Raw genomic sequence first — 26,768 nt, 5'->3', positions numbered from 1 at the left:
ACGCGCCACACGACGAGAGGGAGGGTCATGACGGCGCCCCACACACCCACGCGCTTCCCGGACCGGCACCTGGGCACGACGGGAGCGGACCTGGACACGGTCCTGACCAGCATCGGTGCTCGGAGCCTGGAGGACCTGGCCGCCCGGGTGGTCCCCGCCACCCTGCCCGTCCTCGACCTCCCGCAGCAGCCCGAGCGACCCGATGCCGTCGTCGGCGGGCTGAGCGAGGACGAGGCCGTCAGCGCGCTCAGGTCCCTGGCCGCCCTCAACGACCCGCACACCGAGATGATCGGGCGCGGCTACCACCCCACCGTCACCCCCGCCGTCATCGTGCGCGACGTCCTGTCCAACCCCGCCTGGACCACCGCCTACACCCCCTACCAGGCGGAGATCAGCCAGGGGCGCCTGGAGGCCCAGCTGCTGTTCCAGACCGTCGTGGCCGATCTCACCGGCCTGCCGGTGGCCTGCACCTCCCTGCTGGACGAGGCCACGGCCGTGGCCGAGGCCGTCCTGCTCATGGCGCGCGCGCACCGCGGCCCCGACGCCCCCGTGCTCCTCGACTCCGGCCTGCACCCCCAGCTCATCGAGGTGGCCTCGGCCCGGGCCGAGGCCCTGGGCATCGACGTCGAGGTCGTCTGCACCTCCGCGATCACCGCCGACGGCGCGCCCCTGACCGGGGCGGTTCTGGCCCACACCACCAGCCGCGGACTCGTCCAGGACCTCGCCGGTGCCGTCGCGGCCGTCCACGCCCGCGGCGGCCTGGTGGCAGTCGACGCCGACCCGCTGGCCCTGACGCTGCTGACCGAGCCGGGCGCCGTCGGCGCGGACATCGCCGTCGGCACCGCGCAGCGCCTGGGAGTGCCCCTGTTCTTCGGCGGCCCCCACCCGGGCTTCATGTCCGTCACCGAGGCGCTGCGGCGCCAACTGCCGGGACGCGTCGTCGGCGTCTCCCGGGACACCGAGGGCCGTGAGGCCTACCGCCTGGCCCTGCAGACCCGCGAGCAGCACATCCGCCGGGAGAAGGCCACCTCGAATATCTGCACCGCGCAGGCCCTGCTGGCGGTCGTCGCGGCCTTCTACGCGGTCTACCACGGCCCCGAGGGCCTGGTGTCCATCGCCGAGCACGTGCACCGCCAGGCCGAGCAGCTGGCCGTCGGCGCCTGCGCGCTCGGGCTCGCCCTCGAGCACGAGGAGTTCTTCGACACGGTGAGCGTGCGTCTGCCCGGCGCCGCCCGCCACGCCGTCGAGCGCGCTGAGGCGCTGGGCTACAACCTGCGCCTGCTCGACACCGACCACGTGGGTGTGAGTGTCAACGAGACCACCACGGACGACGACGTCACCACGGTCCTGCGGGCGCTCGCCGACGCCCCCCCGCCCCGGGCAACGACGGTGCCCCTCGGTTCCCTCTGCCCGCGTCACTGGCGCGCATGAGCAACTTCCTGACCCACCCGAGCTTCCACCGTCACCGCAGCGAGACCGCCCTCGTGCGCTACATCCGGCGGCTGGCGGACCGTGACCTCGCCCTCGACCGGACGATGATCCCGCTGGGCTCGTGCACCCTCAAGCTCAACGCGGCCGCGCAGTCGGCCGTGTGGCTCAGCCCCGGGCTCGCCGGCACCCACCCCTACGCCCCCGCGACCCAGACACGCGGCTGGCGCCTGCTGCTGGACGGTCTCGCCGACCGGTTGGCGCAGCTGACCGGCTACGACCGGTGCAGCCTGCAGCCGGCCTCCGGCGCCCAGGGCGAGCTCGCCGGCCTGCTGGCGGTGCGCGGCTACCTCAGGGCCACCGGGCAGCAGCAGCGCGACCTCGTCCTGGTACCCGCCAGCGCCCACGGCACGAACGCCGCCTCGGCCGCCGGCGCCGGCTTCAGCGTCAAGGTGGTCGCCACCGCCGAGGACGGCTCCATCGACGTCGACCATCTGCGCGGGCTCCTGGCCGAGCACGGTGAACGCGTCGCGGCCATCATGCTCACGTACCCGTCCACCCACGGCGTCTTCGAGCCGCAGGTCACTGAGGTCACCGCCCTCGTCCACGACGCCGGCGGCCAGGTCTACATCGACGGCGCCAACCTCAACGCCCTCACGGGGCTACTGCGCCCGGGTGACCTCGGTGGCGATGTGTCCCACCTCAACCTGCACAAGACCTTCGCCATCCCTCACGGCGGCGGCGGTCCGGGCGTGGGCCCCGTCGTCGTCAAGGAGCACCTGGCCCCCTACCTTCCGGCCGGTCCCGGCGGATCGGCCGTCCCGACGGACGAGGACCATGACCGGAGCTTCGGCGGGGCTGCGGCCATGGGGGCCCGCTTCGGCTCGGCGGGAGTCATGCCGCTGGCCTGGACGTACCTGGCCACGCTCACCGACGCCGATCTGCGCCGGGTCACCCTCACGGCGCTGGCCCACGCGAGCTACCTCTCGCAGGCGCTCGCCGACGTCTTCCCCACCCTGTACACCCACCGCGGGCACGTGGCGCACGAGTGCGTCCTCGACCTGCGTGCGCTCACCGCCGCCACCGGTGTCAGCGCCGAGGACGTGGCCAAGAGGCTCATCGACTACGGGTTCCACGCACCGACCCTCTCCTTCCCCGTGGCCGGCACGCTCATGGTCGAGCCCACCGAGTCCGAGCCCCTGGCCGAGCTGGACCGATTCATCGCGGCCATGCGCTCGATCCGTGCCGAGATCGACGAGGTCGCCTCAGGGGCCGTGGCGCTGGAGGACTCAGTGCTGCGCCGCTCGCCGCACACGCTGGCGGCCGTCACGGCCGAGCCGTGGCAGCGGCCCTACTCGCGCGCCACCGCGGCCTTCCCGCTGGCGGGCATGGAGACGGACAAGTACTTCCCCCCGGTCTCGCGGGTGGACAACGCGTGGGGCGACCGCCACCTGATGTGCACCTGCCCGCCACCCGATGCCTTCGAGGCGCACGAGGCCTGAGCCGAGACCACGTCTGACGAGGAGACAGCGATGAGCAAGCACACCGAGACCAGCGCAGCCGTCCTGCGCACCACGCCCCTGCACCGCGTGCACACGGCCCTGGGCGCGTCCTTCACCGACTTCGGCGGCTGGCAGATGCCGTTGCGCTACACCTCTGACCTGGCCGAGCACCACGCGGTGCGCCGTAGCGCGGGGATCTTCGATTTGTCCCACATGGGTGAGGTCAAGGTCACCGGCCCCGAGGCGGGGGCCGCCCTGGACCACGCGCTCGTGGGGGCCCTGTCCGCCGTGGCGGTGGGGCGCGCCCGCTACACGATGATCGTCTCTCCCTCCGGCGGGGTCATCGACGACCTCATCGTCTACCACGTGGGCGACGAGGAGTACCTCGTGGTGCCCAACGCCGGCAACCGCGAGCGCGTCGCCGCCGAGCTGGTCGCCCGCTGCGCGGGATTCGACTGCACGGTCGAGGACATCTCCCTGCCCACCTGCCTCATCGCCGTCCAGGGGCCGCGGGCGCAAGAGGTGCTCGTCGGCGTCATCGAGTCCGGTGCCGCCATGCCCGGCGCTCTCAGGCCCCTTGAGGGCTCGGAGAAGGACGACTGCGGACCGGACGTGCTGTGCGGTCCCACGCTCTTGGAGCGCCTGCGCTTCTACGCGGCCGTCAGGGCGACGACGGCGGGGCACTCGGTGCTGCTGGCCCGTACCGGCTACACGGGTGAGGACGGCTTCGAGCTGTTCTGCGGCGCGGAGGACGCCGTGGACCTGTGGACGGTCATCACCAGTGCCGCGGCGGCCCTGGGGCCCACCGTCATCGACGGCGAGCCGGTGCCGGCGCTGACCCCCTGCGGACTGGCGGCGCGCGACTCCCTGCGGCTGGAGGCCGGGATGCCCCTGTACGGGCACGAGCTCCACGAGGGGATGACGCCCTACGACGCCGGCCTGGGCGCGGTGGTGCGGCTCAACAAGGGCGCTTTCGTCGGACGTGACGCCCTGGCCGCCCGGGCCGAGCAGGAGGGCACCGAGGGCACCTCGGTGCTGGTTCCCCTGACCGCTGAGGGTCGGCGTGCTGCCCGGGCCGGTGCGCCGGTGCTGGGCGACAACGGCGAGGTGCTCGGTGCGGTGACCTCCGGCCTGCTGTCACCCACGCTGGGTCACCCCGTGGCCCTGGCGCTCCTGCGTCCCTGGCGTGAGGACGCCCCCGCCTGGCCCGTGGGCACGGCGCTCGTCGCCGACGTGCGCGGCAGGCCGCTGGAGGTCACGGTCGTCGACTCCCCCTTCTACAAGCGGACCCGATAAGGCATCCCGCACCACCCACCACCTCCTGACAGGAAGGACCCCATCATGGCTCAGAGCGTGCGCGCTCACCTGCGCTACAGCATCGACCACGAGTGGCTGGAGGACGGTGAGCCCGCACGCGTGGGCATCACCACAGTCGCCGCCGATGCTCTCGGTGAGGTCGTCTTCGTCGACCTGCCCGAGGTCGGCGCCCAGGTCGAGGCGGGCGAGCCCTGCGGCGAGCTCGAGTCGACCAAGTCCGTCTCGGACCTCGTCTCACCCGTGAGCGGCACCGTCGTCGACGTCAACGAGGCGGTCGTCGACGAGCCGGGCACCGTCAACGAGGACCCGTACGGCGCCGGCTGGCTGTTCACGGTGACGGTCAGCGCTGAGGGAGATCTGCTCAGCGCCCAGGACTACGCAGACAGGTTCGACGCCGTCGTCGACGGCTGAGTGCTCAGGCCCCGCTCTCGGTGGCCTTGCGGCGGGCGGCGAGGTCGGCGTCGTGACGGGCCGCCGTGGCGAAGGCCGCGCCGGGCTCGGCGATGGAGCCGAAGGAGGCCAGGTCGCGACGAAAGACGACGGCGGCGAACCAGTCCATCATGATGCGTACCTTCCGGTTGAGGGTCGGCATCGCGTAGACGTGGTAGCCGCGATGAGCGGTCCAGGCGGTGAAGCCGCGCAGGTCCCGACCCATGATGCGTGCGACGCCCTTGCCGATGCCCAGGGAGGCCACGGTGCCCAGGTTCGCGTGCGCGTAGGACTTCAGAGGCACACCGTTCTCGTCCCCGGCGGCGAGGACGGCCACGAGGTTGTCGGCCAGCAGCTTGGCCTGACGCACCGCGTGCTGGGCGGTGGGGGCGCAGGTGGCCTCGGGGTCCTCGGAGGTCAGGTCCGGGACGGCGGCGCAGTCGCCGGCGGCCCAGGCGCCCTCGACCGGCGCTCCGTCGCGCGCGACCTGGAGGGTGGGCAGCGCGGTGACACGGCCGCGGGCGTCGATGGGCAGGTCGGAGGCGGTCTGCAGCACCGGGGCGGCCTTGACGCCGGCGGTCCACACGATGGTGTCGGCGTCGAACTCGGTGCCGTCGGACAGGACGACGTGACCGTCGACGCAGGAGCTGAGGAAGGTGTTGAGCCGCACATCGATGCCGCGCTCAAGCAGCTGCTGCAGCCCGTAGCCGGAGAGCTCCTCAGTGAGCTCGGGCAGGATGCGGCGCGAGCCCTCGACGAGGACGAAGCGGACGTCGCGCTGCTCGATGGAGGGGATGGTGCGCACGGTCGCGCGCGCCATGTCCTCGAGCTCGGCGATGGCCTCGACGCCCGCGAAGCCTCCTCCGACGAAGACGAAGGTGAGCAGGCGCCTGCGGCGCTCGGTGTCCCACGTGGAGGCGGCGTCCTCGATACGGGTCAGGACCCGGTTGCGCAGGGCGGTGGCCTCCTCGACCTGCTTGAAGCCCATGGCCTGCTCCGCCAGGCCGGGGATCGGCAGGGTGCGGGCCTCGGCGCCCAGGGCGATGACGAGGTGGTCGTAGGTCAAGGTGTAGGGCTCGACCCGCTCGTGCGTGGACTGGGGGGTCGGAGGACGCACGGTGACGGTGCGGCCCGCGTGGTCGATGGCGGTGACGGCGCCGGTGATGATGGTGACGCCGTCGAGGTTACGGCGGTGGGGGGCGATGACGTGGCGCGGCTGGATGGAGCCGGCCGCGACCTCCGGAAGGAAGGGCTGGTAGGTCATGTAGGCGCGCGAGTCGATGATCGCGATCTCGACCTGGTCGAGGTTGAGCTGGGCGCGCAGGGCCCGGGCGACGCAGAAGCCGACGTAGCCGCCGCCGGCGATGACGACGCGGGGCGGACGGCGGCTGTCCGTGCCGGCGGCGACGTCGGGGACGTCGTGGCGGGCCGGACGTACGGCCAGTGCGAGGGCGGCTCCGGCGGCCAGGAGGCCGGCGGTCGACAGGGCAATGGTGGTGCGGCGACTCATGCGCACAATCTAAGGGCACCCTTATTCCAAGACCACGCTAGGACCTAGTTCCCAGGCATGGTTCCCATCACAGTGCGCCTCTGCGCGCCCGCGAGCGGCCCTCACCTGTCGCCCGCCACCACCGTCCACTGCTCCAGCGCCAGCGCGGCTGCGCCCCGCGCCCACTCGTCGAACTCGAAGGGGCGCAGCAGGACGGGGACCGGGGCGGCCGCCCAGTGCCGCAGGCCGTCCACCTCCTTCTCGAAGGTCTCCCGGTAGGCCTCCACCAAGGCGATCCCCTCCCCCGAGACGACGACGAGCTCAGGGTCGACGTAGGCGATAAGGGTCCCCACGACCCTCCCGGCCGCCAGTGCCGCACGCCGCAGAACGTCGTCGACACCACTGCCCCGACGCATTCCGGGACTCAGGAGCCGCTCAAGGCTCAGCTCCTCCACCGCGCACCCCAGATGCTCGGCTGACGCCCGAAGGATCCCCGCTGTCGAGGCCAGGGCCCGAGCGCACCCCGGGTGCCCGATCTCGCAGCTCGGTCCGGTCGGATCCACCGGGAGGTGACCGACGCTTCCGGCCGCTCCCTTCGCCCCGGAGAGGATCTCGCCGCCCACCACGATGCCGCAGCCGATACCGGCCCCCAGGGTGACCAGGGCGAAGGGACTCTTTCCCCGCCCCGCCCCGAACCAGGCCTCGGCGTAGGCGAAGGCGCGCACGTCGTTGGCCACGGCGCAGGGCAGCCCGGTGGCCTCGGTGATCATGGCGGCCAGGGGAACATCGCGCCACCCCAGGAAGGCGGCCACCACCACGGTCCGCCTTCCGACGACGGCCGCCCCCAGGGAGATCCCGATGGCGTCCGGCCGTCGGCCGCTGCGCTCGGCCAGGCGCATCACCACCGACGCGATGAGGGAGGTGACGGACTCGGCGTCGGTCTCGATCAGCGGCAGGGAGTCATCGATCAGGACCTCGCCCAGCGGGTCGGTCAGGACGGCGTAGAGGCGGTCGGCAGTGAGCTTGATACCTGCGACGGTGGCGCTGTTCGGAGCGACGGCCAGGAGACGGGTGGGCCGCCCCGGCCCGCCCACCTCCACCGGCGGTTGCTCCTCGATGAGACCGGCCTCGATGAGCGGGCGCACCGTGCGCGTCGTCGTCGCAGGGGACAAGCCCAAACGCTCCCCGAGGTCACCGCGACTCATAGCGCCGACAGAGATCAGGGAGAGCAGCGCCCGGGCTCCGAGGCTGCGTCCACCACCATCCATCGCCGGCTCCTGTTCCTGCCGTTGCCATCTTCATGACGGGCCGCAGGGCCCGTGACCTGGGACGACGCCAGGCGCCATCCGCTTTGTACCGACACTGTAGGGCAAACCCTTGCGAAATCTGGCATCATCAATTATTTTCATTCTACAAGGAATCACCTTGGCTCCGGACTCCCCCCTCCCGGAAGGACGATGATGACCCTCCATCTGCGATGCGCCGACACCTCCGTGGTCCTCGACCTGCCCGACGACCGCTTCCCGGTGGTGCGCCACTGGGGCCCCGACCTGGGCGATGTCAGCGGCGAGGACCTGGCCGACGCGGGCCAGGCCGCAGCGACCTCTCTGGGCACCAACACCGCCTGGATCACCAACGACCTGCCGATCCTGCCCCTGGCCCACCTGGGCTGGAACGCGCGCCCCGCCGTGGCGCTCTCGCGCACCGACGGCTCCGCCTTCTCGCCCCACCCCACCGCCTTCACCCACGAGGAGGGCGCCGAGGACACTCCTGCCGGTACCACCCGCGTGGTCCGCTCCAGCGGAACCGACCCCGCCCACGAGCTCACCCTGGGAACCGAGCTGCGCCTGGAGCCCTGCGGACTGGTGCGCGTGCGCGCCTGGGTCCGCGACGACCGCCCCGAGTCCGGCAGCGAGCAGGGAGCCGACCTCGTCGTCGGCGAGCTGACCCCGGTGCTGCCCGTACCCGACAGCGCCGACGAGCTGCTCGACACCACCGGCCACCACGTCCAGGAGCGCAGGCTCGTGCGCACTCCCTTCCCCCCCGGCACCCGCCTGCGCGAGTCCTGGGAGGGGCGCCCGGGGCACGACGCCGTCACCTGGCTGGCCGCCGGTCCCACCGGCTTCGGCTGGCGCAGCGGACGCGTCCACGCAGTCCACGTCGCCTGGTCCGGCAACGTCCGCCACCTGGCGATGAACCCGGCCTCGGGGCGCAAGCTCCTGGGAGCCGGGGAGCTGCTCCTGCCGGGCGAGGTCTCGCTGGCCCCCGGCCAGACCTACACCTCGCCGTGGACCGTCTTCTCCTGGGGTGAGGGACTCGACGCCCTGGCCCACCGCAGCCACGCCTGGCTGCGCTCGCTGCCCGCCCATCCCGAGCGCCCCCGCCCGGTACTGCTCAACACCTGGGAGGCCGTCTACTTCGACCACGACCTCGACAAGCTCAAGGCCCTGGCCGACGCCGCGGCCCAGATCGGCATCGAGCGCTACGTCCTGGACGACGGCTGGTTCGGCTCCCGACGCGACGACACCTCGGGCCTGGGCGACTGGCAGGTCTCCCCCGAGGCCTGGCCCGACGGCCTCGAACCGCTCGTGGAGCACGTCCACGCCCTGGGCATGGAGTTCGGCCTGTGGTTCGAGCCGGAGATGATCAACGTCGACTCCGAGCTGGCCCGCGCCCACCCGGAGTGGATCCTGTCCGACGGCGCCGGCGGGGCACCCGAGCACCGCCACCAGCGGGTCCTGGACCTGAGCGCCCCCGGGGCCTGGGAGTACCTGTTCGACGCCGTCTCCTCCCTCGTGGAGCGCCTGGACATCGCCTACCTCAAGTGGGACCACAACTCACCCCTGCTGGCCACGGGCCACGAGGTCGCCGCCCCCACGGCGGGGCGCCGGGGGGCGGCGGCCGTCCACGACCAGACCCTGGCCCTCTACCGGCTCCTGGACGCGCTCCATGAGCGCTTCCCCGCCCTGGAGATCGAGTCCTGCGCCGGCGGCGGCGGCCGCGTCGACCTGGGGATCATGGAGCGCACCCAGCGGGTGTGGGCCTCGGACTGCATCGACGCCCACGACCGCCAGAACATCCAGCGCGGCACCATGCTGCTGCTTCCCCCCGAGCTCGTGGGCACCCACGTCGGCTCCGGACGGGCCCACACCACCCTGCGCGACCTCGACCTCGACTTCCGGGCCGGAACCGCCCTGTGGGGCCACATGGGCGTGGAGTGGGACCTCACCGAGGCCGACGCCGCCACCCGCGAGCGCCTGGCCTCCATCATCGCGCTGCACAAGGAGCTGCGCGGTCTTCTGCACTCGGGCGTGACGGTCCACGCGGACCTGCCCGACGACGACATGCTGCGCATCGAGGGCGTCGTCGCCCCCGACCGCTCCGATGCGCTGTTCGAGATCGCCTCGCTGGGCCAGCTCCTGGCCTGGCCCACGGCGCCGCGCCCACTTCCCGGCCTGGACCCCTCGCGCCGGTACCACGTGCGCCTGGCGGCGCCGACCTACCCCGAGCTGAGCCTCACAGCGGGCTGGATGGCCCAGGGCGTCACCCTGCCCGGCTCCTACCTGACCACCACGGGTCTGGCACTGCCGGTGCTGCACCCCGACCACCTCGTCCTGCTGCGCGTGAGCGCCGTCGACTGACGGCCCTGTCCGTCTTCACCGTTCTGATCCGACTTCTCCTCTGTCCGCCCACCCGCCTTCGACCTGCTCTCACACTTCCCACATCACCGTCGATTTGGAGACCCGATGTCAACTTCGACCCTGGTCGCACGACCATCGCGTCGGCAACGCAAGCCACGCTCCGACCTCAAGCTCGGCCTCGCCTTCATCCTCCCGGCGACGATCGGCCTCGTCGCCTTCTACATCTGGCCCCTCATCCGAGGCATCTGGCTGTCCTTCACCGAGTACAACCTCCTGACCCCCGAGGAGTTCACCGGCCTGGACAACTACAAGCGCATGGTCCAGGACGACACCTTCTGGAACGCCGTCGTCGTCACCGTGGAGTACGTGGTCATCAACATCGGTCTGCAGACGATCCTGGCGCTCCTCATCGCCGTCCTCATGCAGCGCCTGACCCAGTCCACCTTCGTGCGATCCATCGTGCTGACGCCCTACCTGGTCTCCAACGTGGTCGCCGCCATGCTGTGGCTGTGGATCCTGGACAACACGCTGGGCATCACCAACCAGCTCCTGGAGTCCCTGACGGGCTCCGCCGTCGACTTCTTCTCCTCATCGATGGCCATCCCCACCATCGCCATCATCAACGTGTGGCGGCACGTGGGCTACACGGCCCTGCTCATCTTCGCGGGCCTGCAGTCGATCCCGAGCACGGTCTACGAGGCCGGCAAGATGGACGGCGCCAGCGAGTGGCGGATGTTCTGGAGGATCACCGTCCCGCTGCTGCGTCCCATCCTGGCGCTGGTACTCATCATGACGATGATCGGTTCCTTCCAGGTCTTCGACACCGTCTCCGTGGCCACCCAGGGCGGCCCCGTCAACGCCACCCGCGTGCTGCAGTACTACATCTACGACATGGCCTTCGGACGTTTCCAGTTCGGATATGCCTCCGCCATGGCGGTGGGGCTGCTGTTCGTCCTGGCAGCGATCACGATCCTGCAGTACCGCATGACCCGTGCGGGCGAGACGGACCTGGACTGAGGAGGACCACCCATGACAACGACAACCGCATCCGTGTCCTCCGCAAAGTCCCCCAAGGCAGCCACTGCGGCGCCCTCCGAGGCCCCCAGCCGCCGGTTCACCGTCGGCAAGGTCCTGGCCTGGGCGGCGATGATCCTCATCATGCTGTTCACGCTCCTGCCCTTCTACTGGGTCCTGCGCACGGCTCTGTCCTCCAACGCGGGCATCACGGCCAACCCCACCAGCCTGCTGCCGGTGGACATCAACCTGCGCGGCTTCGCCCGCGTCTTCGGCATGCAGTCCACTGAAGAGGCCCTGGCCGACGGCGGCAGCGGCGCAGCCATCAACTTCTGGGTCTACCTGCGCAACTCGGTCATCATCTCCACACTGGTCACCGTTGGGCAGGTCTTCTTCTCGGCGATGGCCGCCTACTCCTTCTCCCGCCTGCGCTGGAAGGGACGCGACATGGTCTTCGCCGTGTTCCTGGGCGCCCTCATGGTCCCCTCGATCTTCACGCTCCTGCCCAACTTCGTGCTGGTCAAGCAGCTCCACCTCATCGACACCTTCCTCGGGGTAGCGCTGCCGACCATGTTCATGACGCCCTTCGCGGTGTTCTTCCTCAAGCAGTTCTTCATGAACATACCGCGTGAGCTGGAGGAGGCCGCGCTGCTCGACGGAGCCTCGAAGGTCCGGGTGTTCTTCACCCTCATCCTGCCCATGGCCAAGGCCCCGATCTCGACGCTGGCGATCCTGACCTACATCACGGCCTGGAACGACTACTTCTGGCCTCTGCTGGTCTCCTACACGGACTCCTCACGGGTGCTCACGGTGGCTCTGGCGGTCTTCCGCTCCCAGGCCCCGCAGACCGGTCCCGACTGGGCCGGGCTCATGGCCGCCACGCTCGTGGCCGCCCTCCCGATGCTCCTGCTGTTCATGGCCTTCGCCCGGCGCATCGTCAACTCCATCGGCTTTACCGGAATCAAGTGAGGCACCAGATGACGACTCAACCGATCAGCCCTCTTCGCTCCTCACTGTCGCGCCGCGGCCTCCTGTGCGGCCTGGCCTCGGGCGCGGCCGCCCTGACCCTGGCCGCCTGCTCCGGCGGCTCCAGGAAGTCGGGATCCGGCGCCGTGGAGTACTGGATGTGGGACGCCAGCCAGCTGCCCGCCTACGAGGCCTGCGCCAAGGCCTTCGAGGCCAAGACCGGCATCAAGGTCAATATCACCCAGATCGCCTGGGACGACTACTGGACCAAGCTGACGGCCGGTTTCATCGCCGGAACCGGACCGGACGCCTTCACCGACCACATCACCAAGTTCGCCCAGTTCGCCGACCTGGAGGTCCTGGTCCCGTTGGAGAAACAGGCCGCCTGGGCGGACATCGACGAGTCGGCCTTCCAGGAGGGCCTCATCAACCTGTGGAAGGGGGAAGACGGGCACCAGTACGGCTGCCCCAAGGACTGGGACACCGTGGCGGTCTTCTACAACCGGGACATGCTCACCCAGGCCGGTCTGACCGAGGCCGACCTGGCCGGCTGGTCCTGGAACCCCACCGACGGCGGCAACTTCGAGAAGGTCCTCGCCCGCCTGACCGTGGACAAGAACGGCGTGCGCGGGGACGAACCCGGCTTCGACAGGAGCCGCGTGGCCGTCTACGGACTGGGTATCAAAGACGCCGGCACCGGGGACGGCCAGACCCAGTGGAGTCCCTTCACCGGATCGGCCGGCGAGTGGTTCTACACGAACAAGGAGACGTGGGGGAATCACTACCGCTACGACGAGAAGGTCTTCCAGGACGCCATGGACTGGTACTTCGGTCTGGTGGACAAGGGCTACATGACCCCTCGCGGCACCTTCTCCTCCACGACTGGCACCGAAGATCAGCTCGGCAGCGGCAAGATCGCCATGTGCTTCAACGGCTCGTGGATGTTCGGCACCTACGCCAAGCTCGACATCAAGGTCGGGATCGCGGCGAATCCCGTGGGCCCCAACGGCAAGTCGGTCTCCCTGTTCAACGGGCTGGGCGACTCGATCTCCAAGCAGTCGGCCAACATCGACAACGCCTCCAAGTGGGTGGCCTTCCTGGGAACCGCCGAGGCGCAGGACATCGTGGCCTCTCACGGGATCGTCTTCCCGGCGATCTCCTCCTCCACTGAGAAGGCCGTGCAGGTCTTCGAGGAAACTGGCCTTCCTACCAGGCCCTTCACCCAGCACCTGGAGGACAGGTCCACGTTCTTCTTCCCGCTGACCTACTTCGGCGCGGACGTGGCGGCCATCATGAAGCCCGCGACGGACGACCTGTGGGCGAACCGGGTACCCGCCTCGACGCTGACGAAGTACAACGAGCAGGTCAACCTCCTGTTCGAGACCTCCAAGCACGAGAAGGACTGACAGCGGGGCGCTCTCAGCACCCAGGGGCCGGTGGCCGGCAGATGCCGGCCACCGGCCCACCCGCACCCCGGCGAGCCCGTTCACCTGACCAATCATCACGCCGACTCGGCCTGGCGCCAGAACGGCTCAAGCACCTGCGCCAACGGCTCCGCCTCCTGCATCGGCAGGGAGTGGGTGGCGTCCTTCCAGGTCTGCACCCGCGCACCCGGCAGCAGCTCCTCGGCGCGCTCGGAGGCCTTCCTCCCTCCCGCCAGGGAGTCTTTCCCGGCGATCGCGACGTAGACGGGCATGGTCAAGGATTCGGCCTCCTCCTTCATCAGCGGTGAGGGGGTGGGCAGATTCGCGTCGAAGTGCTCCGAGCCGGCCTTGATCATGAGAGCCAGGGGATCCGATCCGGCGAAGTCCTCGCCCCCGATCCGCCCCAGCGCCTTATTCCGCAGACTCTCGGGAAGCCCCGGTAAGGAGGCGACCATCACCCAGCCGAGCTTTCCCACCGGCGGGTAGGCGAAGGTGAAGACCGGCTCCAGCAGAGTCAGGGATCGGACCCGGTGGGGATGGAGCCGCGCATAGGCCGTGGCGGTGGCCCCGCTGAAGGAGTGCCCGACGAGGTGGGCTCCCCGGGGCGCGACGGCGGTGACCACCTGATCGATCCAGGCGCCCTGGTCCTCCATTGACGTCAGCGGAGCGGACTGGACGGACAGTCCCGCGTCTCCGAGCGCGTCGAAGGCGATGACCTGCCGCGAGCGCGTCAGGATGGGGACGTTCGCGGACCACATGGGCACTCCCGACGAACGTCCGGGCAGCAGGACAACGGGGGATGAGTCGAGATCGGCTGCCCTGTTCTCGGCGTCCCAGATGTAGACCCGCACGGTTCCGAAGTCGGTGGCAACGTCCTGCACCGAGCTGGGCGTCGGCATGGCCCCCATGGCCTGCCGGTAGTAGCCGATGTACTCCTCGCGTCCTTGAACCGTCCTGAAGTGCCCGACGTCGGCCGACCCCGTGGCGGTTCGGCCGATGCTCACCGCGCCGACCAGCGCAAGCGCGACGACGAGCAGCCTCACCGCACGCCGAACCGCGGACCTGCGGGAACACGGAGGACGGCTCCGCCGGAGGGAATGCAGCCGCCAGACCTGGGAGATCCCTTTTTGCAGTACGTTCATATTGCAAGAGTAATACGATACGCATGTATTGTAAAGGGATGCCCAAGATCGTCGACCACGAGCAGCGCCGAACCGAGATCATCCACGCCCTGTGGCAGGTCATCTACGAACAGGGCATCCATGCGGCCTCCTACCAGGCGGTGGCGCGGGCCGCCGGGATCTCGGTCGGGAGGATCCAGCACTACTTCGCCTCCAAGCAGGACCTGGTGAGCGCAGGCTGCCAGGCCATCGTGGACACCGCGGAGTCCGTCCACCTCGGGCGCACCGAGGCACTGGAGCCGCTCGACGCCCTGACTGAGCTGCTCCTCCAACCTCTCCCCCGCACCGAGGCGCTTCGGCTGGGTATCTCGGTCTGGTACGCCTACCTGGCCCGGGCCACTGCGGATCCGCAGATCAGGGAGATCCTCGCCAAGGCATCCCGCGGAACACTGGATTACGCGGCCCGCCTGCTCGAACAGGCCGGAGCGCCGGAGCAGGAGGCGGAGCGCCTGATCGCCCTGAGCAATGGCCTGGCCCAGTCCGCCATGGTGGGAGCGGTGACCGTGGAGGAGGCCGCGCGTGTTCTGCACCAGGAGGTCGACTCGCTCAAGGCCCTCTCAAGGGGGTGATGACGATCCCCCACCACCCGTGCGGCCGCAGCGCTCAGCGCAGACCCACGATCTCCCCGGTGGCGACGTCGACGTCGATGCGCTCGGCCGCGGGATGACTCGGCAGCCCCGGCATGGTGGATAGGCCCCCGCAGATCGCGCAGACGTAACCCGCCCCGGCGGCCAGGCGCACCTCGCGCACCGGGAGCCTCCATCTGGTGGGAGTGCCCTTGAGACCGGGCTCGGCGGACAGGGACAGCGGGGTCTTGGCGACGATGACTGGCAGGTTTCCGAAGCCGCCGCGCTCATAGTCGTCCAGCAGCCTGCTCGTGGCAGAGGTGTAGTCCACACCATCGGCTCCGTAGAGGGCCGCCACTTTGGCGATCTTGGTGCGCAGGTCGTCCTCCGTCTCGTAGACGGTTCGGGTGGAGGCGGCGTCGTATCCTTCCTGGCAGGCCTCGACGACGGCACTCGCCAGGTCGAGACAGCCCTCGCCGCCCTCGGTCACGGGATGGCAGACGGCTACTCGGGCCCCGGCGTCGCGCGCGATGCGCTCCACCGCCTCGATCTCGCTGTCGTGGTCGGTGGGGAAGACATTGACGGCCACGACCGGTGTGATGCCGAAACCCCGCACGATATCCAGGTGCTTGAGCAGATTGGCGGCACCGGCGTGCACGTCCTCGGCGCTCTCCCGGAGCATCTCCTCGGGCAGGTCCTTGCCGCTGACAATCCGGTAGCGCCCGGAGTGGACCTTGAGCGCCCTGACGGTGACCACAACGACGGCCACGTGCGGATGCATCCCGGAGACGGCGCACTTGAGGTCCACGAAGCGCTCCAGGCCCATGTCCGCCCCGAAGCCGGCCTCAGTGAGGACGTACCCGCCGCTTCTCGTGCCTGCCGCGGCGACGCGGTCGGCGATCACCGATGAGCAGCCGGTGGCGATGTTCCCGAAGGGGCCGGTATGAACCAGGACGGGAGTGCCCTCACCGGTGCGCAGGAGATTGGGCTCGAGCGCATCGCGCAGGACGGCGCACATGGCCCCAGCAGCCTTCAGGTCCTCGGCACTGATCCACTCCCCACTGCGGTTGCGACCGATCACGATGCGCCCCAGGCGATCGCGCAGGTCAGCCAGGTCAGTGGCCAGCGACATGATGACCATGAGCTCGCTTGCTGGGGTGATGTCGAAGGAGGCCTGCCTGGTGACGCCGTCGATCTTGGCTCCCAGGCCGGTGACGATGTGGCGCAGGGCGCGGTCGTTGACGTCCAGGACCCGGGGCCAGGTGATGGTGCGCTCGTCGATGTCGAGATCGTTGCCGTGGTGCAGGTGGTTGTCGATCATCGCCGACAAGAGGTTGTGGGCGGCGGTGATGGTGTGGAAGTCGCCGGTCAGGTGCAGGTTCATCCGCTCGGCCGGCAGGATGCGGGCCCGCCCGGAGCCGCCGGCCCCGCCCTTGATGCCGAAGGTGGGGCCCATGGCCGACTGGCGCAGGGTGAGGACGGCCCGCTCCCCCAGACGCGTCAGCCCCTGGGCCAAACCGATAGCGGTGGTGGTCTTGCCCTCTCCGAAAGGAGTCGGGGTGATCGCGGTGACGACGACGTAGTGGGCGCCGCTAGCGCCGTCGTTGGCCTGGTCGTCCGGGTCTAAAGCGCGCAGGTCGATCTTGGCCACGTCGCGGCCGTAGGGGATGACGTGCTCGGCGGCGATTCCCGCCGAGGCAGCCAAGGCATCGAGGTCAACCGGGGTTTGAAGGCCACCATCGGCCGGAATCACCTGGGTCATGAGGCAAGCCTAGTAGGTCGGCGAGAAGAGCCTCACGCCCTCGGGAGCCTGCCTTACGGGACCGTCTCTCCGCCCTGCTCCTCGGCGAGGGCGTCCTCAATGGCCCGCATGGTCACGTCCCGGCTGTAGCCCTTGCGGCCCAGCATGGCCGCGGTACGGCGTCGACGCACCTCCCAGGGCAGGTGGCGGGTGGAGATCAGCTTCTTGCGAGCCAGTGCCAGGGCCGCCGCGTCCTCGTCATCGGAGTCGATCTGGTCCAGGGCGGCAGCGACATCTCGCTCCCTGAGGCCCTTGCGCCACAGCTCATCGGCGATGGCGCGTCTGGCCGCTCCCTTCTCCGCGAAGCGGGTGCGGGCCAGGCGCGCCGCATAGGCGGCGTCATCGATCACCCCGGCCACTTCCAAGCGGTCGAGGACCTCGGTGGCGATGCGGGGGTCCACCTCCTTGCGCTCGAGCAGCTCCACCAGGGCAGCACGTGGGGCCGCACTGCGGTCGAGGCGACGCAGGACGATCTCCCGCGCCGCCTCGACGGCCTGAGCGTGGGCATCGGGAGTGATCCAGGGCATCAGAACCCGCCGGCGTCCTCACCGAAAATGGTGTCCGGCTCGTCTGTCGCGGACTCCTTAGCAGGCTTGGTGGTCTTGGATGCCTTGGTGGAGCCAGCGGCCTTCTTCCCACGTCCGCGAGCGGTCTTGACCGCGCTCGTGGCGGCGGCGTCATCGTTCTCAACCGGGACCGCGGCCGCGGCCACGGCGGCCTCGGCGGCAGCGAGCTCCTCAGCCTCCCGAGCCTTGCGGCCGGGCTCGCCGATCCCCAGGGCCGCGAGGATCTTCTCCTCGATCTCAGCGGCCAGTTGCGGGTTGTCCTTGAGGAAGTTGCGCGCGTTCTCCTTGCCCTGACCGAGCTGGTCCTCCCCGTAGGTGAACCAGGCTCCGGACTTGCGCACCACGCCGTTGTCCACACCCAGATCGAGCAGACTGCCCTCGCGGGAGATGCCCTGGCCGTAGAGGATGTCGAACTCGGCCTGCTTGAAGGGCGGCGCCATCTTGTTCTTGACGACCTTGACCCGGGTACGGTTGCCCACGGACTGATCACCGTCCTTGAGCCCGCCGATACGGCGCACGTCCAGACGCACCGAGGCGTAGAACTTCAGGGCCTTCCCACCGGTGGTGGTCTCCGGGTTGCCGAAGAACACGCCGATCTTCTCGCGCAGCTGGTTGATGAAGATGGCGGTGGTGCCGGTGGAGGACAGGGCCCCGGTGATCTTGCGCAGCGCCTGGCTCATGAGACGCGCCTGGAGACCGACGTGGGAGTCCCCCATCTCCCCCTCGATCTCAGCCTTGGGAACCAGGGCCGCCACGGAGTCGATGACGATGATGTCCAGGCCGCCCGAGCGCACGAGCATGTCGGTGATCTCCAGGGCCTGCTCACCGGTGTCCGGCTGGGAGACCAGGAGGTTGTCGATGTCAACGCCCAGAGCCTTGGCATAGACCGGGTCGAGGGCGTGCTCGGCGTCGATGAAGGCCGCGTTGCCGCCGGCCCGCTGCGCACTGGCCACGGCGTGCAGGGCGACGGTGGTCTTTCCGGAGGACTCCGGTCCGTAGACCTCGATGATGCGGCCTCGTGGAAGTCCTCCGACCCCCAGGGCCACGTCAAGAGCGACCGACCCCGTAGGGATGACGGAGACCGGCGGACGGGTATCGTCCCCCAGGCGCATGACGGAGCCCTTACCGAAGTTCTTGTCGATCTGGGCGAGGGCGGTGGCCAGGGCCTTGGAGCGGTCCTGGGTCTGGCTGGCAGCAGGCATTGTTCTACCTCGGTTCTCGGGGCGGCTCGCAGCCGCGGTGGACATGGCTGGTCAACTTCGGCGAGGTTCCCTCTCCGGGGCTCACCAACGACGGTATGCCTGACCACTGACATCTATCTCCGCCCCTTCTCGGCCCTGTGGACCCAGGGTGCGTCGCCGTCGTTCGTGGAGAACAGTACCCGAACACCTGTTCGATCGCGACACCATTGTCGCGCGCGTGTCGATCACTCCGACCCCGACCCCATCACCCCGCCTCAGCGGTGGGTGTCGGTGCGGAAGATCCAGCGCTCAGTCTCCGAGCGCTCGGTCTCGTCGCACAGAAGGGCCCACACTCGCTCCGGCGCCACTCCGTCATCGAGTGCCTGCACGCAGGTCGCGCCCAGCTCGGGCAGGACCATGTCCTGCGTCAACGACCGACCGTAGGCCGAGCCGAAGACCGCCTCGACGGCACTCCAGAACTCCGAGTGCTTCACCACCCCTCCCTTCCTCAACAGACACCCCGGCGGTGGGCCCACTCATCGTGGACCCACCGCCGGGGCCGGTCAACCCATCGGCCGCTGTCAGCGGCACCTCGAGAGCACCGCGCCGAGGGTGTCAGCGGATGATCACCTCAGGGCGATGCCCTGCTGACGCACAAGCTCGTCAGGAACTGTGTCCGGAATCATGACCCCTTCGGTCAGGGCAATGCGGTCCGAGACCTCGCGCAGCACCATGGACAGGGGGGCGTCAAGCGCCTGGCAGATAGAGGCCAGCAGCTCGGAGGATGCCTCCTTCTGGCCGCGCTCAACCTCGGAGAGGTATCCCAGGGAGACGCGGGCCTGCGAGGAGACCTCGCGCAGCGTGCGCCCCTGGTGCTGTCGAACGCCGCGCAGAACCTCTCCGATCTCGCGACGCAGGACGACATTCTCATGCTTCGGGGTGTCCACGGACACACCGTACCCTGCCCCGGGTCCCTGGCGCATCGGCATCCGGTTGTTGATCGGGCGAGTGGTGCGGGGGTGAGTCGTGTTGTTCATCATCTGGCACAACCATTCACGTCGTGGATTCATTCCCGCCGTGCGAGGCCAGTTCTCCGGCTCCGCTGGCGTTGCACCTAACTCTACCGGCATTCCTGAGAGAAACCTGAAACACGTCTTAGTCTGCGGTCTGTAGGTGATGAGGAGTATTCAGATCCGCTCCCTGCGGGCATTCTCGTTCAGAAGCGCAACGGCCAGCTCGATCACGTTCAGCACGGTGCGACGTCGGATCTGCGCGCGTTCCCCGCTCAGGTGCAGCTCACAGTGCGCCTCACCCCAGGGGGCGACGACGGCGACATGGACCGTTCCCGCCGGATGACCGTCGGCCGGCCCCGGCCCCGCCACCCCGGTGGTGGCCATCCCCACATCAGCACCGAGGAGCCGACGAACGCCGCGCGCCATCTGAAGAGAGACGTCGCGGTCCACCGGCCCGGTCCGTTCCAGGTGAGTGGGATCCACACCGAGTACCTGCGCCTTGACACGGGTGGCGTAGGCGACCACGGCACCGGTCAGCACGTGCGACGCTCCAGGGACCCCGACCAGGGTCGAGGACACCTGCCCGCCCGTCAGCGACTCGGCGATCGCCACCGTCACTCCGCGATGCTCAGCTGCTCGCAAGAGCTCAGCCGCCGCACGGGCGCAACGCTCCTCATCGCACCCCTCACCCCTGACCGGCACTCGCGCCCCCAGGGTGCTCATCGGCCGGCACGCACACTCCGACGGCTCAGGCGCACAGCCTCTCGCACGTAGTCCAGCCCCGTGACCACGGTGACGACCAGCGCCGCAGCCACAACGGCATAGGCCGCCTTGACCAGAAGGCCGGCCACGCCGGCGGGCAGGAAGAGGAAGGACCACGGCGTCAGCAGCCCCACCAGCCCCACCATCTGGAGAGCCGTCTTGATCTTGCCGCCCCGCGAGGCCGCCATGACCGCGCGGCGCAGCATGAAGAAGCGCATGATCGTGATACCGAGCTCGCGCACGACGATCAGGATCGTGACCCACCACCACAGCCTGCCGTTGATGCTGAGCAGGACGAAGGCGGACAGGGTCAGCGCCTTGTCCGCGATCGGGTCGGCGATCTTGCCGAAGGAGGTCACCAGCCCCCACGAGCGCGCCAGCTGACCATCGAGACGGTCGGTGAAGGCCGCTACGACGAACACCACGACGGCCGCGAGCCTGGCCCGGTCCCCCGGCAGCAGCGAGAGCCAGATGAAGACGGGGACGAGCAGCAGTCGCAGCACCGTCAAGGCGTTGGCGATGTTGAGCAGCGGCGCACGCTCTGGCTGTGCGGCGCCGTCCGGGGCGGTCGAGGAGTTCATCGAGTCCAGCCTAATAGTGCACGCCCTCACACCGCCGGAGAAACCTCGAAACGTGTTCGAAAAACATCGGGGGCGCACGCCGCCTCCGGCGCCCGGCACCATTCACCGCACGCAACACACCACGGGGGATCTATCCCCATCGGCTGTTTTCCGCGGAAATCCTGCCATCCTGCCCGACATCCACCGAGAGGCCACAGGTCGCACACACTTCATTAAGGTTTGGTTCTTACGTTCATAAATATGTTTTCCTCCATATTCTCACCACTTTTCCTGGAAGATATCGACAATGACGGATGCGGGCGCCGAGCCGCCGGATGCCCGGGCGAACGGCGGTCAGGAGATCGACGGCACGTGGGCATCGCGCGCATTCCTCACCGGTCGCGAGGTCCGGGGCTGCTCATGGCCACCACTCTTGCCGCAGTGATCGCAGTCGCAGGTTGCGGGGCGGGCAGCACCCGCGAGCAGCAGAGCCAAGGCGGGCAGGATGCGAGTGCTCCCGGTGCGGCGGCCTCCGCCAGCGCCGGCGGCTCGCAGGACGTGCACTTCACCGTGGGTTACGCCGGCGACGTCCTCATGCACATGCCGGTTCTGAACTCCACTCCGGAAGCCTCAGGGGACATCACCGGCAACGTCGCCGCTGAGACTCCCTGGGTCGAGGGCCTGGATCTGGCCCTGTGCGGGATGGAGGTTCCTGTCGCTCCGGACGGGGTCTACTCGGGCTTCCCCTCCTTCGGCGCCCCCTCCGAGGTCGTCGGCGCCTTGGCGAGATCCGGGTGGGACGGCTGCGCGACCGCGTCCAACCACTCCGCGGACCGGGGGGAGGCGGGAGTCATCGCCACGCTGGACGCCTTGGACTCGCACGGCCTGGGGCACGCCGGCACCCACCGCAGTGCCAAGGACGCCTCCGTACCCTTCGCGCTCTACGAGCTCAAGCGCGGGGACCGCACGGTGACCGTGGCCCAGATATCCACGACTATGGGGCTCAACGGCTTGGAGGACCCCACCGGGTACTCGGTGTCGCTCAATGACGTCAATGCCATCACGAAGGCCGCGAAGTCGGCTCGGGCGGCGGGAGCCGACCTTGTCGTCGTCCACTCGCAGATCGGCCAGGAATACGAGACCACGCCCGACAACGAGCAGGTCTCCTACGCCCAGGACCTCGCCGACAGCGGTGAGGTCGACATCTTCTTCGGCGCCCACCCCCACGTACCCCAGCCCGCCGAGAAGCTCTCCGGGGGCGTCAAGGGCAGGGGGATGTGGGTGTCGTACTCGGCCGGCAACTACATCTCCAGCCAGAACGAGTCGTACTGCGGCCCGCTGTCCGACGTCGGTCAGCTGGTCTGGGCCGACGTCACCTCCCATGCCGACGGCTCGGTGAGCGTGGACAAACTGAACTGGCACCCGTTCACGGTGGATCAGGAGGGGGGCTACAAGGTCAGGGACCTGGCGGCGCTCCACAACGGAGAGCGTCCCGCCGACCTGGGTCTGAGCGAGCAGGAGATCGACCGACGTTGGAGCCTGCTTGGCTCGGACGTCAAGGACACCTCGACGATGGCCACGAAGCCTCCGGAACCTACCGGGCAGGCTCCGACGGTCCTCAGTCGTGACGAGGTGATCAAACGAGTGGGGACCCACCCGGCCCCGTCGGACGCGGCATCGCCCTCGCCTTCCACCAGATCCGGGTCCCGTCCGAGTCAGGAACCGGATCGAGAGTCGTCCACCTCGTCGGATCAGTCGTGACAGTCACCCCGTCCTACACCGTCGGCCTCAGGAACGGCGGATCCGGAGCCGGGCTCCGCCGAGCCACGGGGGTCGCTGGAGGACGATGATGAGAAGGGTTGACGTGACCTGACGAAGGGCTATCGGGAGCTGTCGGCGTGGAGGAACCGCGTCACCACGATGAGCCGCGGCCGGTGAGTGACCATGCGTCCTCCGAGTCCTCCTCGGCGGAGGCATCGTCCCAGGATTCCGACTCCGGCAGGTTCGGGTCGGCCTCCAGCGGGTCCGTGCTGTAGCGGTTCGACGGCAGAGCCACTGTGCGGGGCTCACCTGCCACGGGGGCCGGCGGGCCGTCGGTGGCGGGCTCGCCGGCCTGGGAGTCCTCAGAGACTGCGGGGGTATCGGCGCTTCCCGGCGCGTTCCCCTCGCCCTTGATCCAGGCCAGGGTCTCCTCCAGCTGCTCGGGCTGGACGAGGACGTCACGGGCCTTGGACCCCTCTGAGGGGCCGACGACCTCACGGGACTCGAGCAGGTCCATGAGGCGGCCGGCTTTGGCGAATCCGACGCGCAGCTTGCGCTGGAGCATCGAGGTGGAGCCGAACTGGCTGGAGATGATGAGCTCGGCGGCCTGCAGGAGCAGGTCCATGTCGTCGCCGATCTCCTCATCGATCTGCTTCTTGACCTCCGGGACGACGACGTCCTCGCGGTACTCGGGGGTCAGCTGGGCCTTGACGTGCTCGACGACGGAGCGGATCTCGGTCTCGGTGACCCAGGAGCCCTGGATACGCACCGGCGTGGAGGCCCCGGGGCCGAGGTAGAGGGCGTCGCCCTGGCCGGTGAGTGTCTCGGCCCCGTTCTGATCGAGGATGACGCGGGAGTCGAGCTGGGAGGCGGTGGCGAAGGCCAGGCGCGAGGGCACGTTGGACTTGATGAGGCCGGTGACCACCTGGGCGACGGGCCGTTGGGTGGCCAGGACCAGGTGGATCCCGGCGGCTCGGGCCAGCTGCGTGATGCGCTGGATGGAGGCCTCGACGTCCTTGGGGGCCGTCATCATGAGGTCGGCGAGCTCGTCGACGACAACGAGGAGGTAGGGGTAGGGTCTCAGCTCGCGCTGGGAACCGGGAAGGGGCTGGACCTCTCCGGCGCGCACCGCCTTGTTGAAGTCATCGATGTGCTTGAAGCCGAAGGAGGCCAGGTCGTCGTAGCGGGTGTCCATCTCGCGGACCACCCACTCCAGGGCCTCGGCGGCCTTCTTCGGGGAGGTGATGATCGGGGTGATGAGGTGCGGGATGCCCTCGTAGATGGTCAACTCCACGCGCTTGGGGTCGACCAGCACCATGCGCACCTCCTCGGGGGTGGCACGCATCATGATCGAGGTGATCATGGAGTTGACGAAGGAGGACTTACCCGAGCCGGTCTGGCCGGCCACCAGCAGGTGCGGGGTCTTGGCCAGGTTGGTGACGACGTAGTCGCCCTCGACGTTCTTGCCCAGCCCCACGACCAGCGGGTGGGCCTGCTTACGGGCGGCCTGGGAGCGCAGGACGTCGCCGAGCTTGACCATCTCGCGGTCAGTGTTGGGGATCTCGATGCCGATGGCGCTCTTGCCGGGGATCGGGGTGAGCAGGCGGATCTCGTCCGAGGCCACCGCGTAGGCGATGTTCTTCTCCAGCCCCGTGATGCGGGAGACGTTGACCCCCCGGCCGCGGTGGACCTCGTAGCGGGTGACCTGGGGGCCGCGTGTGTAGCCGGTGACGGTGGCGTCGACGTTGAACTCGGCGAAGACGTTCTGCAACGCCTCGACGATCGCGTCGTTGGCGGGGGTGCGGGTGGCGTGCCCAGGGCCGGGCCCGAGCAGGGCGTCCTCGGGCAGGGCGTAGGTGGAGCCGTCGGGGAGGGCCATGTTGCCCATGTCGCTCATGGCGATCTGGTCGGCGAGGTCGGGCTCCTCGAGCGCGACCCCGGGGGTCTCCTCGGTGACGGTGTCGAGCTCGGACGGTACCGGCGAGGCCGGGCGCTTCGCGGGTGAGGGCCTGCGCTGCGCGCCTGCGGGTGCTCCGACCGTCCTGGGCCCTCCGGCGGCTCTGTCCTTGGAAGGAGAGGCGGCAGAGGGGGTCGACGACGTGACCGCATCGTCCTCGCTGCCCACCTCCGGGACGACGAAGGTAGCATCGTCGGCCTGGTCACTCTGATCATGGCCGGGTTCGAAGAGCTCGGTGATCGAGGTCTGCTGAGCCTCCCTGTCGGTGGAGCGCTTGCGCCGGCCGCTGCCACGCTTACGCGGGGCCGTCTCCTCCACCTCCAGCGCGGAGCGGAAGGGCTCGTCTCCGTCGTAGGAGTCCAGGAGCGTGGTCTGCTCGGAGTCATCGCCTGCTGCTCCTGCCGCGCCGGAGCCTCCACGGACCCGTCCCAGCAGGCGCCGGGCCAGGGAGTCACCGGAGCCGTCGGCTCCGGACGGGTCGCCGGCTCCGTCGGCGCCCTGAGACCGGCGCTGTGCCAGCAGCTCCCGGATCTCGGCGACGGTCTTGCCGGACAGGACCAGGGCGGAGAACGCGGCCAGGAGGAAGAACAGGATGAAGGCGCCCACTGAGGAGAACAGCGCCGCCAGCGGGTAGCCCACCAGCCATCCCAACAGCCCCCCGGCGCTCTCCAGGCCGCCGACATTGTCCCTGAGGACCGGGTTGCCACTGCCCACCTGGATCATTCCGGTCAGTGCGGTCAGCAGTCCGAGGCAGCCCACCGAGATCCGGGCGTGAACCGCTCCCAGACTGTGGGCCCTGAGCATGGCGACGCCCAGCGCCCCCAGGAGCAGGGGCACGAAGATACCGAGCACACCGACGGGACCTGCGGCGATGTGGTGGAGAAGGTTTCCGGCGGCTCCCGAGATCCCGAACCACTCGCGCAGAGCCAGGACCGCCGCGAGAGCCAGGATGAGGAAGGCCCACCCCGTGCGGCGGTAGCGTCCGCCGGCGGACTGGGTTCCGGAGGCGGTGAAAGGAGCGGGTCCTTGAGGGGATGCTCCTCGAGCGCGCCCCCTGCCGGATCCGGACGGAGGCGTAGCAGTTCTCGTGGTGCGACGATTGGCCATGATGTTCTAGAAACTATCGGATTCTTGGCGCCGGCGGCCCTGCCACGCCGCCTTGGGCGGGTGGGAAAACGTCACCTTCTCACCGAGGGCTCCCTCTGGAACCATCCGGGCAGCCGCCACCGTCAGCGAGCGCTACCGTCGGGTCCCTCATCGTCTTCGGTACCGTCCTCGGTGCTCTCAAGGAGGATGGCGTCGATCTCCTCACGGCGCGGAGCCTGAGCCGGCCCGCTGCGGGCCACGGCGTGGGCGGCAGCCGCGTTGGCGCGTCGGGCGGCCTCGACGACGTCGAGCCCGTCGAGGAGTCCGGCGACGAGGACACCGGTGTGAGTGTCTCCCGCCCCCGTCGTGTCGACGACAGCGCGCACGAAACCGGGAACCTCGATCGGTCCGCCACCGACCGGGTGGAGGATGCATCCGTGGGCTCCGGTACGCCGGACGATCAGTGCCTGTGAGCAGCTCCGACGCACCGCGTCCGGGCTCCCCAGCCGTCCCTCGAGCCGGCTCATCTCCAGGTCGTTGCCGGTCAGCATCGTCGCGCGGGACAGCAGCGGCAGTAGCACCTGGTCGGGGATATCGGGCTGGGCCGGGCCCAGGTCGATGACCAGTCCGACGCCGTCGGGGATCGACAGGAGCCAGTCGGCCAGGATGCCCCTGCTCGTGTAGTGGGCCAGGTCGTAGCCGGTGGCATAGACCCAGTCCCCCTCCCGAAGGTCGAGGCTCTCGAGGTCCTCGCGCTGGGGCTCGCCCTCGACGCCCGCAGTGGTGATGAAGGTTCGCCGGCCCGACGGCTCGATGAGCGTGGTGCAGGTGCCGATATCGCCGACGAGCTCCTCAACGAGCAGCTCGACCTGGTCCAGGCGCATCGACTCGCGCACCCGTGCGGAGTTGGGGCCGGTTCCCAGGGTCGCCGCCAGAGCGGCGGGGACGCCCTGTCGGGCAGCGGCTGAGACCACCGTGTACCCGCCCCCCACGACCGGGCCCGATGATGCCCCGGTGATCGCCCCTCCCGGCATCGGCACTCGGCTGACGTGGAGGGGGATGTCAATGAGGATGGATCCGGTGGATATGAAGCATGCGGGCCGGAACAGAGTCATGCAGTAAGC

At 69.5% G+C, this 26,768-nt stretch carries 22 protein-coding genes; 10 read left to right on the top strand and 12 right to left on the bottom strand.

Features of this window, described 5'->3' with window-relative positions:
• Positions 1-27 precede the first annotated feature (27 nt).
• From BQ8008_RS13590 to gcvH, 4 genes are read left to right on the top strand one after another with little or no spacing between them, the layout of a single operon-like run.
• Positions 28-1,431 (top strand): hypothetical protein, encoded by a 1,404-nt coding sequence (locus BQ8008_RS13590; RefSeq protein ID WP_234415197.1) that lies wholly within the window; start codon positions 28-30, stop codon positions 1,429-1,431.
• A complete protein-coding gene (locus tag BQ8008_RS13585) occupies positions 1,428-2,930 on the top strand; it encodes an aminotransferase class V-fold PLP-dependent enzyme (protein ID WP_234415196.1) in 1,503 nt (500 codons plus the stop codon). Before BQ8008_RS13590 ends, BQ8008_RS13585 begins: the two co-directional genes overlap by 4 nt.
• Positions 2,931-2,960: 30 nt before the next feature.
• Positions 2,961-4,226, top strand: a complete 1,266-nt coding sequence (locus BQ8008_RS02975) for a glycine cleavage system aminomethyltransferase GcvT (protein ID WP_108832735.1) — start codon at positions 2,961-2,963, stop codon at positions 4,224-4,226.
• Positions 4,227-4,271: 45 nt separating this feature from the next.
• Positions 4,272-4,658: a glycine cleavage system protein GcvH gene (gcvH, locus tag BQ8008_RS02970; protein WP_108832734.1), complete on the top strand. Its 387-nt coding sequence runs from the start codon at positions 4,272-4,274 to the stop codon at positions 4,656-4,658.
• Positions 4,659-4,662: 4 nt separating this feature from the next.
• Here the strand turns inward: gcvH and BQ8008_RS02965 are convergent, their stop codons facing one another.
• Both BQ8008_RS02965 and BQ8008_RS02960 read right to left on the bottom strand, forming a co-directional pair.
• Entirely contained in the window at positions 4,663-6,186 is a 1,524-nt protein-coding gene (locus BQ8008_RS02965) for an NAD(P)/FAD-dependent oxidoreductase (protein WP_108832733.1), read from the bottom strand.
• A 101-nt stretch (positions 6,187-6,287) separates the two neighbouring features.
• Entirely contained in the window at positions 6,288-7,433 is a 1,146-nt protein-coding gene (locus BQ8008_RS02960) for an ROK family transcriptional regulator (protein ID WP_108832732.1), read from the bottom strand.
• 192 nt (positions 7,434-7,625) lie between these two features.
• On the opposite strand from BQ8008_RS02960, the gene BQ8008_RS02955 reads away from it, so the two are divergent.
• The 4 genes from BQ8008_RS02955 (at position 7,626) to BQ8008_RS02940 (ending at position 13,192) form a co-directional block, all read left to right on the top strand.
• Positions 7,626-9,806 (top strand): alpha-galactosidase, encoded by a 2,181-nt coding sequence (locus tag BQ8008_RS02955; RefSeq protein ID WP_108832731.1) that lies wholly within the window; start codon positions 7,626-7,628, stop codon positions 9,804-9,806.
• A 105-nt stretch (positions 9,807-9,911) separates the two neighbouring features.
• On the top strand, positions 9,912-10,823 hold the full coding sequence (locus tag BQ8008_RS02950; protein WP_108832730.1) for a carbohydrate ABC transporter permease: 912 nt from the start codon (positions 9,912-9,914) through the stop codon (positions 10,821-10,823).
• Positions 10,824-10,835: 12 nt separating this feature from the next.
• The gene (locus tag BQ8008_RS02945; RefSeq protein ID WP_108832729.1) at positions 10,836-11,789 is read left to right on the top strand and encodes a carbohydrate ABC transporter permease; all 954 of its coding nucleotides are present in this window, start codon (positions 10,836-10,838) and stop codon (positions 11,787-11,789) included.
• An 8-nt stretch (positions 11,790-11,797) separates the two neighbouring features.
• On the top strand, positions 11,798-13,192 hold the full coding sequence (locus tag BQ8008_RS02940; RefSeq protein ID WP_108832728.1) for an ABC transporter substrate-binding protein: 1,395 nt from the start codon (positions 11,798-11,800) through the stop codon (positions 13,190-13,192).
• Positions 13,193-13,287: 95 nt separating this feature from the next.
• Here BQ8008_RS02940 and BQ8008_RS02935 read toward each other — a convergent pair whose 3' ends face one another.
• Positions 13,288-14,253 carry an alpha/beta fold hydrolase gene (locus BQ8008_RS02935; RefSeq protein WP_234415194.1) on the bottom strand — a complete coding sequence of 322 codons (966 nt, stop codon included), beginning with the start codon at positions 14,251-14,253 and terminating at the stop codon, positions 13,288-13,290.
• Between the two features lie 137 nt (positions 14,254-14,390).
• Here BQ8008_RS02935 and BQ8008_RS02930 point away from each other — a divergent pair, with 137 nt between their 5' ends.
• Positions 14,391-14,960, top strand: coding sequence for a TetR/AcrR family transcriptional regulator (locus BQ8008_RS02930; protein WP_108832726.1), 570 nt, complete (start codon positions 14,391-14,393; stop codon positions 14,958-14,960).
• A 34-nt stretch (positions 14,961-14,994) separates the two neighbouring features.
• Here BQ8008_RS02930 and BQ8008_RS02925 read toward each other — a convergent pair whose 3' ends face one another.
• The 7 genes from BQ8008_RS02925 to pgsA all read right to left on the bottom strand — a co-directional run bounded on the left by BQ8008_RS02925 (position 14,995) and on the right by pgsA (position 20,861).
• Positions 14,995-16,719 (bottom strand): formate--tetrahydrofolate ligase, encoded by a 1,725-nt coding sequence (locus BQ8008_RS02925; protein WP_108832725.1) that lies wholly within the window; start codon positions 16,717-16,719, stop codon positions 14,995-14,997.
• Positions 16,720-16,772: 53 nt separating this feature from the next.
• Positions 16,773-17,285 carry a regulatory protein RecX gene (locus BQ8008_RS02920; RefSeq protein ID WP_108832724.1) on the bottom strand — a complete coding sequence of 171 codons (513 nt, stop codon included), beginning with the start codon at positions 17,283-17,285 and terminating at the stop codon, positions 16,773-16,775.
• Positions 17,285-18,526 carry a recombinase RecA gene (recA, locus tag BQ8008_RS02915; RefSeq protein ID WP_108832723.1) on the bottom strand — a complete coding sequence of 414 codons (1,242 nt, stop codon included), beginning with the start codon at positions 18,524-18,526 and terminating at the stop codon, positions 17,285-17,287. The genes BQ8008_RS02920 and recA overlap by 1 nt, the downstream gene beginning before the upstream one ends.
• Before the next feature lie 254 nt (positions 18,527-18,780).
• Entirely contained in the window at positions 18,781-18,999 is a 219-nt protein-coding gene (locus BQ8008_RS02910; protein ID WP_108834604.1) for a DUF3046 domain-containing protein, read from the bottom strand.
• Between the two features lie 132 nt (positions 19,000-19,131).
• Positions 19,132-19,542, bottom strand: a complete 411-nt coding sequence (locus tag BQ8008_RS02905) for a helix-turn-helix domain-containing protein (protein ID WP_009233673.1) — start codon at positions 19,540-19,542, stop codon at positions 19,132-19,134.
• 150 nt (positions 19,543-19,692) lie between these two features.
• Positions 19,693-20,241 (bottom strand): CinA family protein, encoded by a 549-nt coding sequence (locus tag BQ8008_RS02900; RefSeq protein WP_108832722.1) that lies wholly within the window; start codon positions 20,239-20,241, stop codon positions 19,693-19,695.
• Positions 20,238-20,861, bottom strand: coding sequence for a CDP-diacylglycerol--glycerol-3-phosphate 3-phosphatidyltransferase (gene pgsA, locus BQ8008_RS02895; protein WP_108832721.1), 624 nt, complete (start codon positions 20,859-20,861; stop codon positions 20,238-20,240). The genes BQ8008_RS02900 and pgsA overlap by 4 nt, the downstream gene beginning before the upstream one ends.
• 399 nt (positions 20,862-21,260) lie before the next feature.
• On the opposite strand from pgsA, the gene BQ8008_RS02890 reads away from it, so the two are divergent.
• Positions 21,261-22,601, top strand: coding sequence for a CapA family protein (locus BQ8008_RS02890; RefSeq protein ID WP_108834602.1), 1,341 nt, complete (start codon positions 21,261-21,263; stop codon positions 22,599-22,601).
• A gap of 151 nt (positions 22,602-22,752) precedes the next feature.
• Here BQ8008_RS02890 and BQ8008_RS02885 read toward each other — a convergent pair whose 3' ends face one another.
• Both BQ8008_RS02885 and BQ8008_RS02880 read right to left on the bottom strand, forming a co-directional pair.
• Entirely contained in the window at positions 22,753-25,665 is a 2,913-nt protein-coding gene (locus BQ8008_RS02885) for an FtsK/SpoIIIE family DNA translocase (RefSeq protein WP_108832720.1), read from the bottom strand.
• Between the two features lie 122 nt (positions 25,666-25,787).
• Positions 25,788-26,759 (bottom strand): PfkB family carbohydrate kinase, encoded by a 972-nt coding sequence (locus BQ8008_RS02880; RefSeq protein ID WP_108832719.1) that lies wholly within the window; start codon positions 26,757-26,759, stop codon positions 25,788-25,790.
• Between the last annotated feature and the right edge of the window lie 9 nt (positions 26,760-26,768).

The organism is Actinomyces sp. Marseille-P3109, assembly GCF_900323545.1.
Lineage (GTDB): Bacteria > Actinomycetota > Actinomycetes > Actinomycetales > Actinomycetaceae > Actinomyces.
Note: the sequence above shows the minus strand (reverse complement) of the source record. Positions and strands in the feature narration are given on the sequence as shown.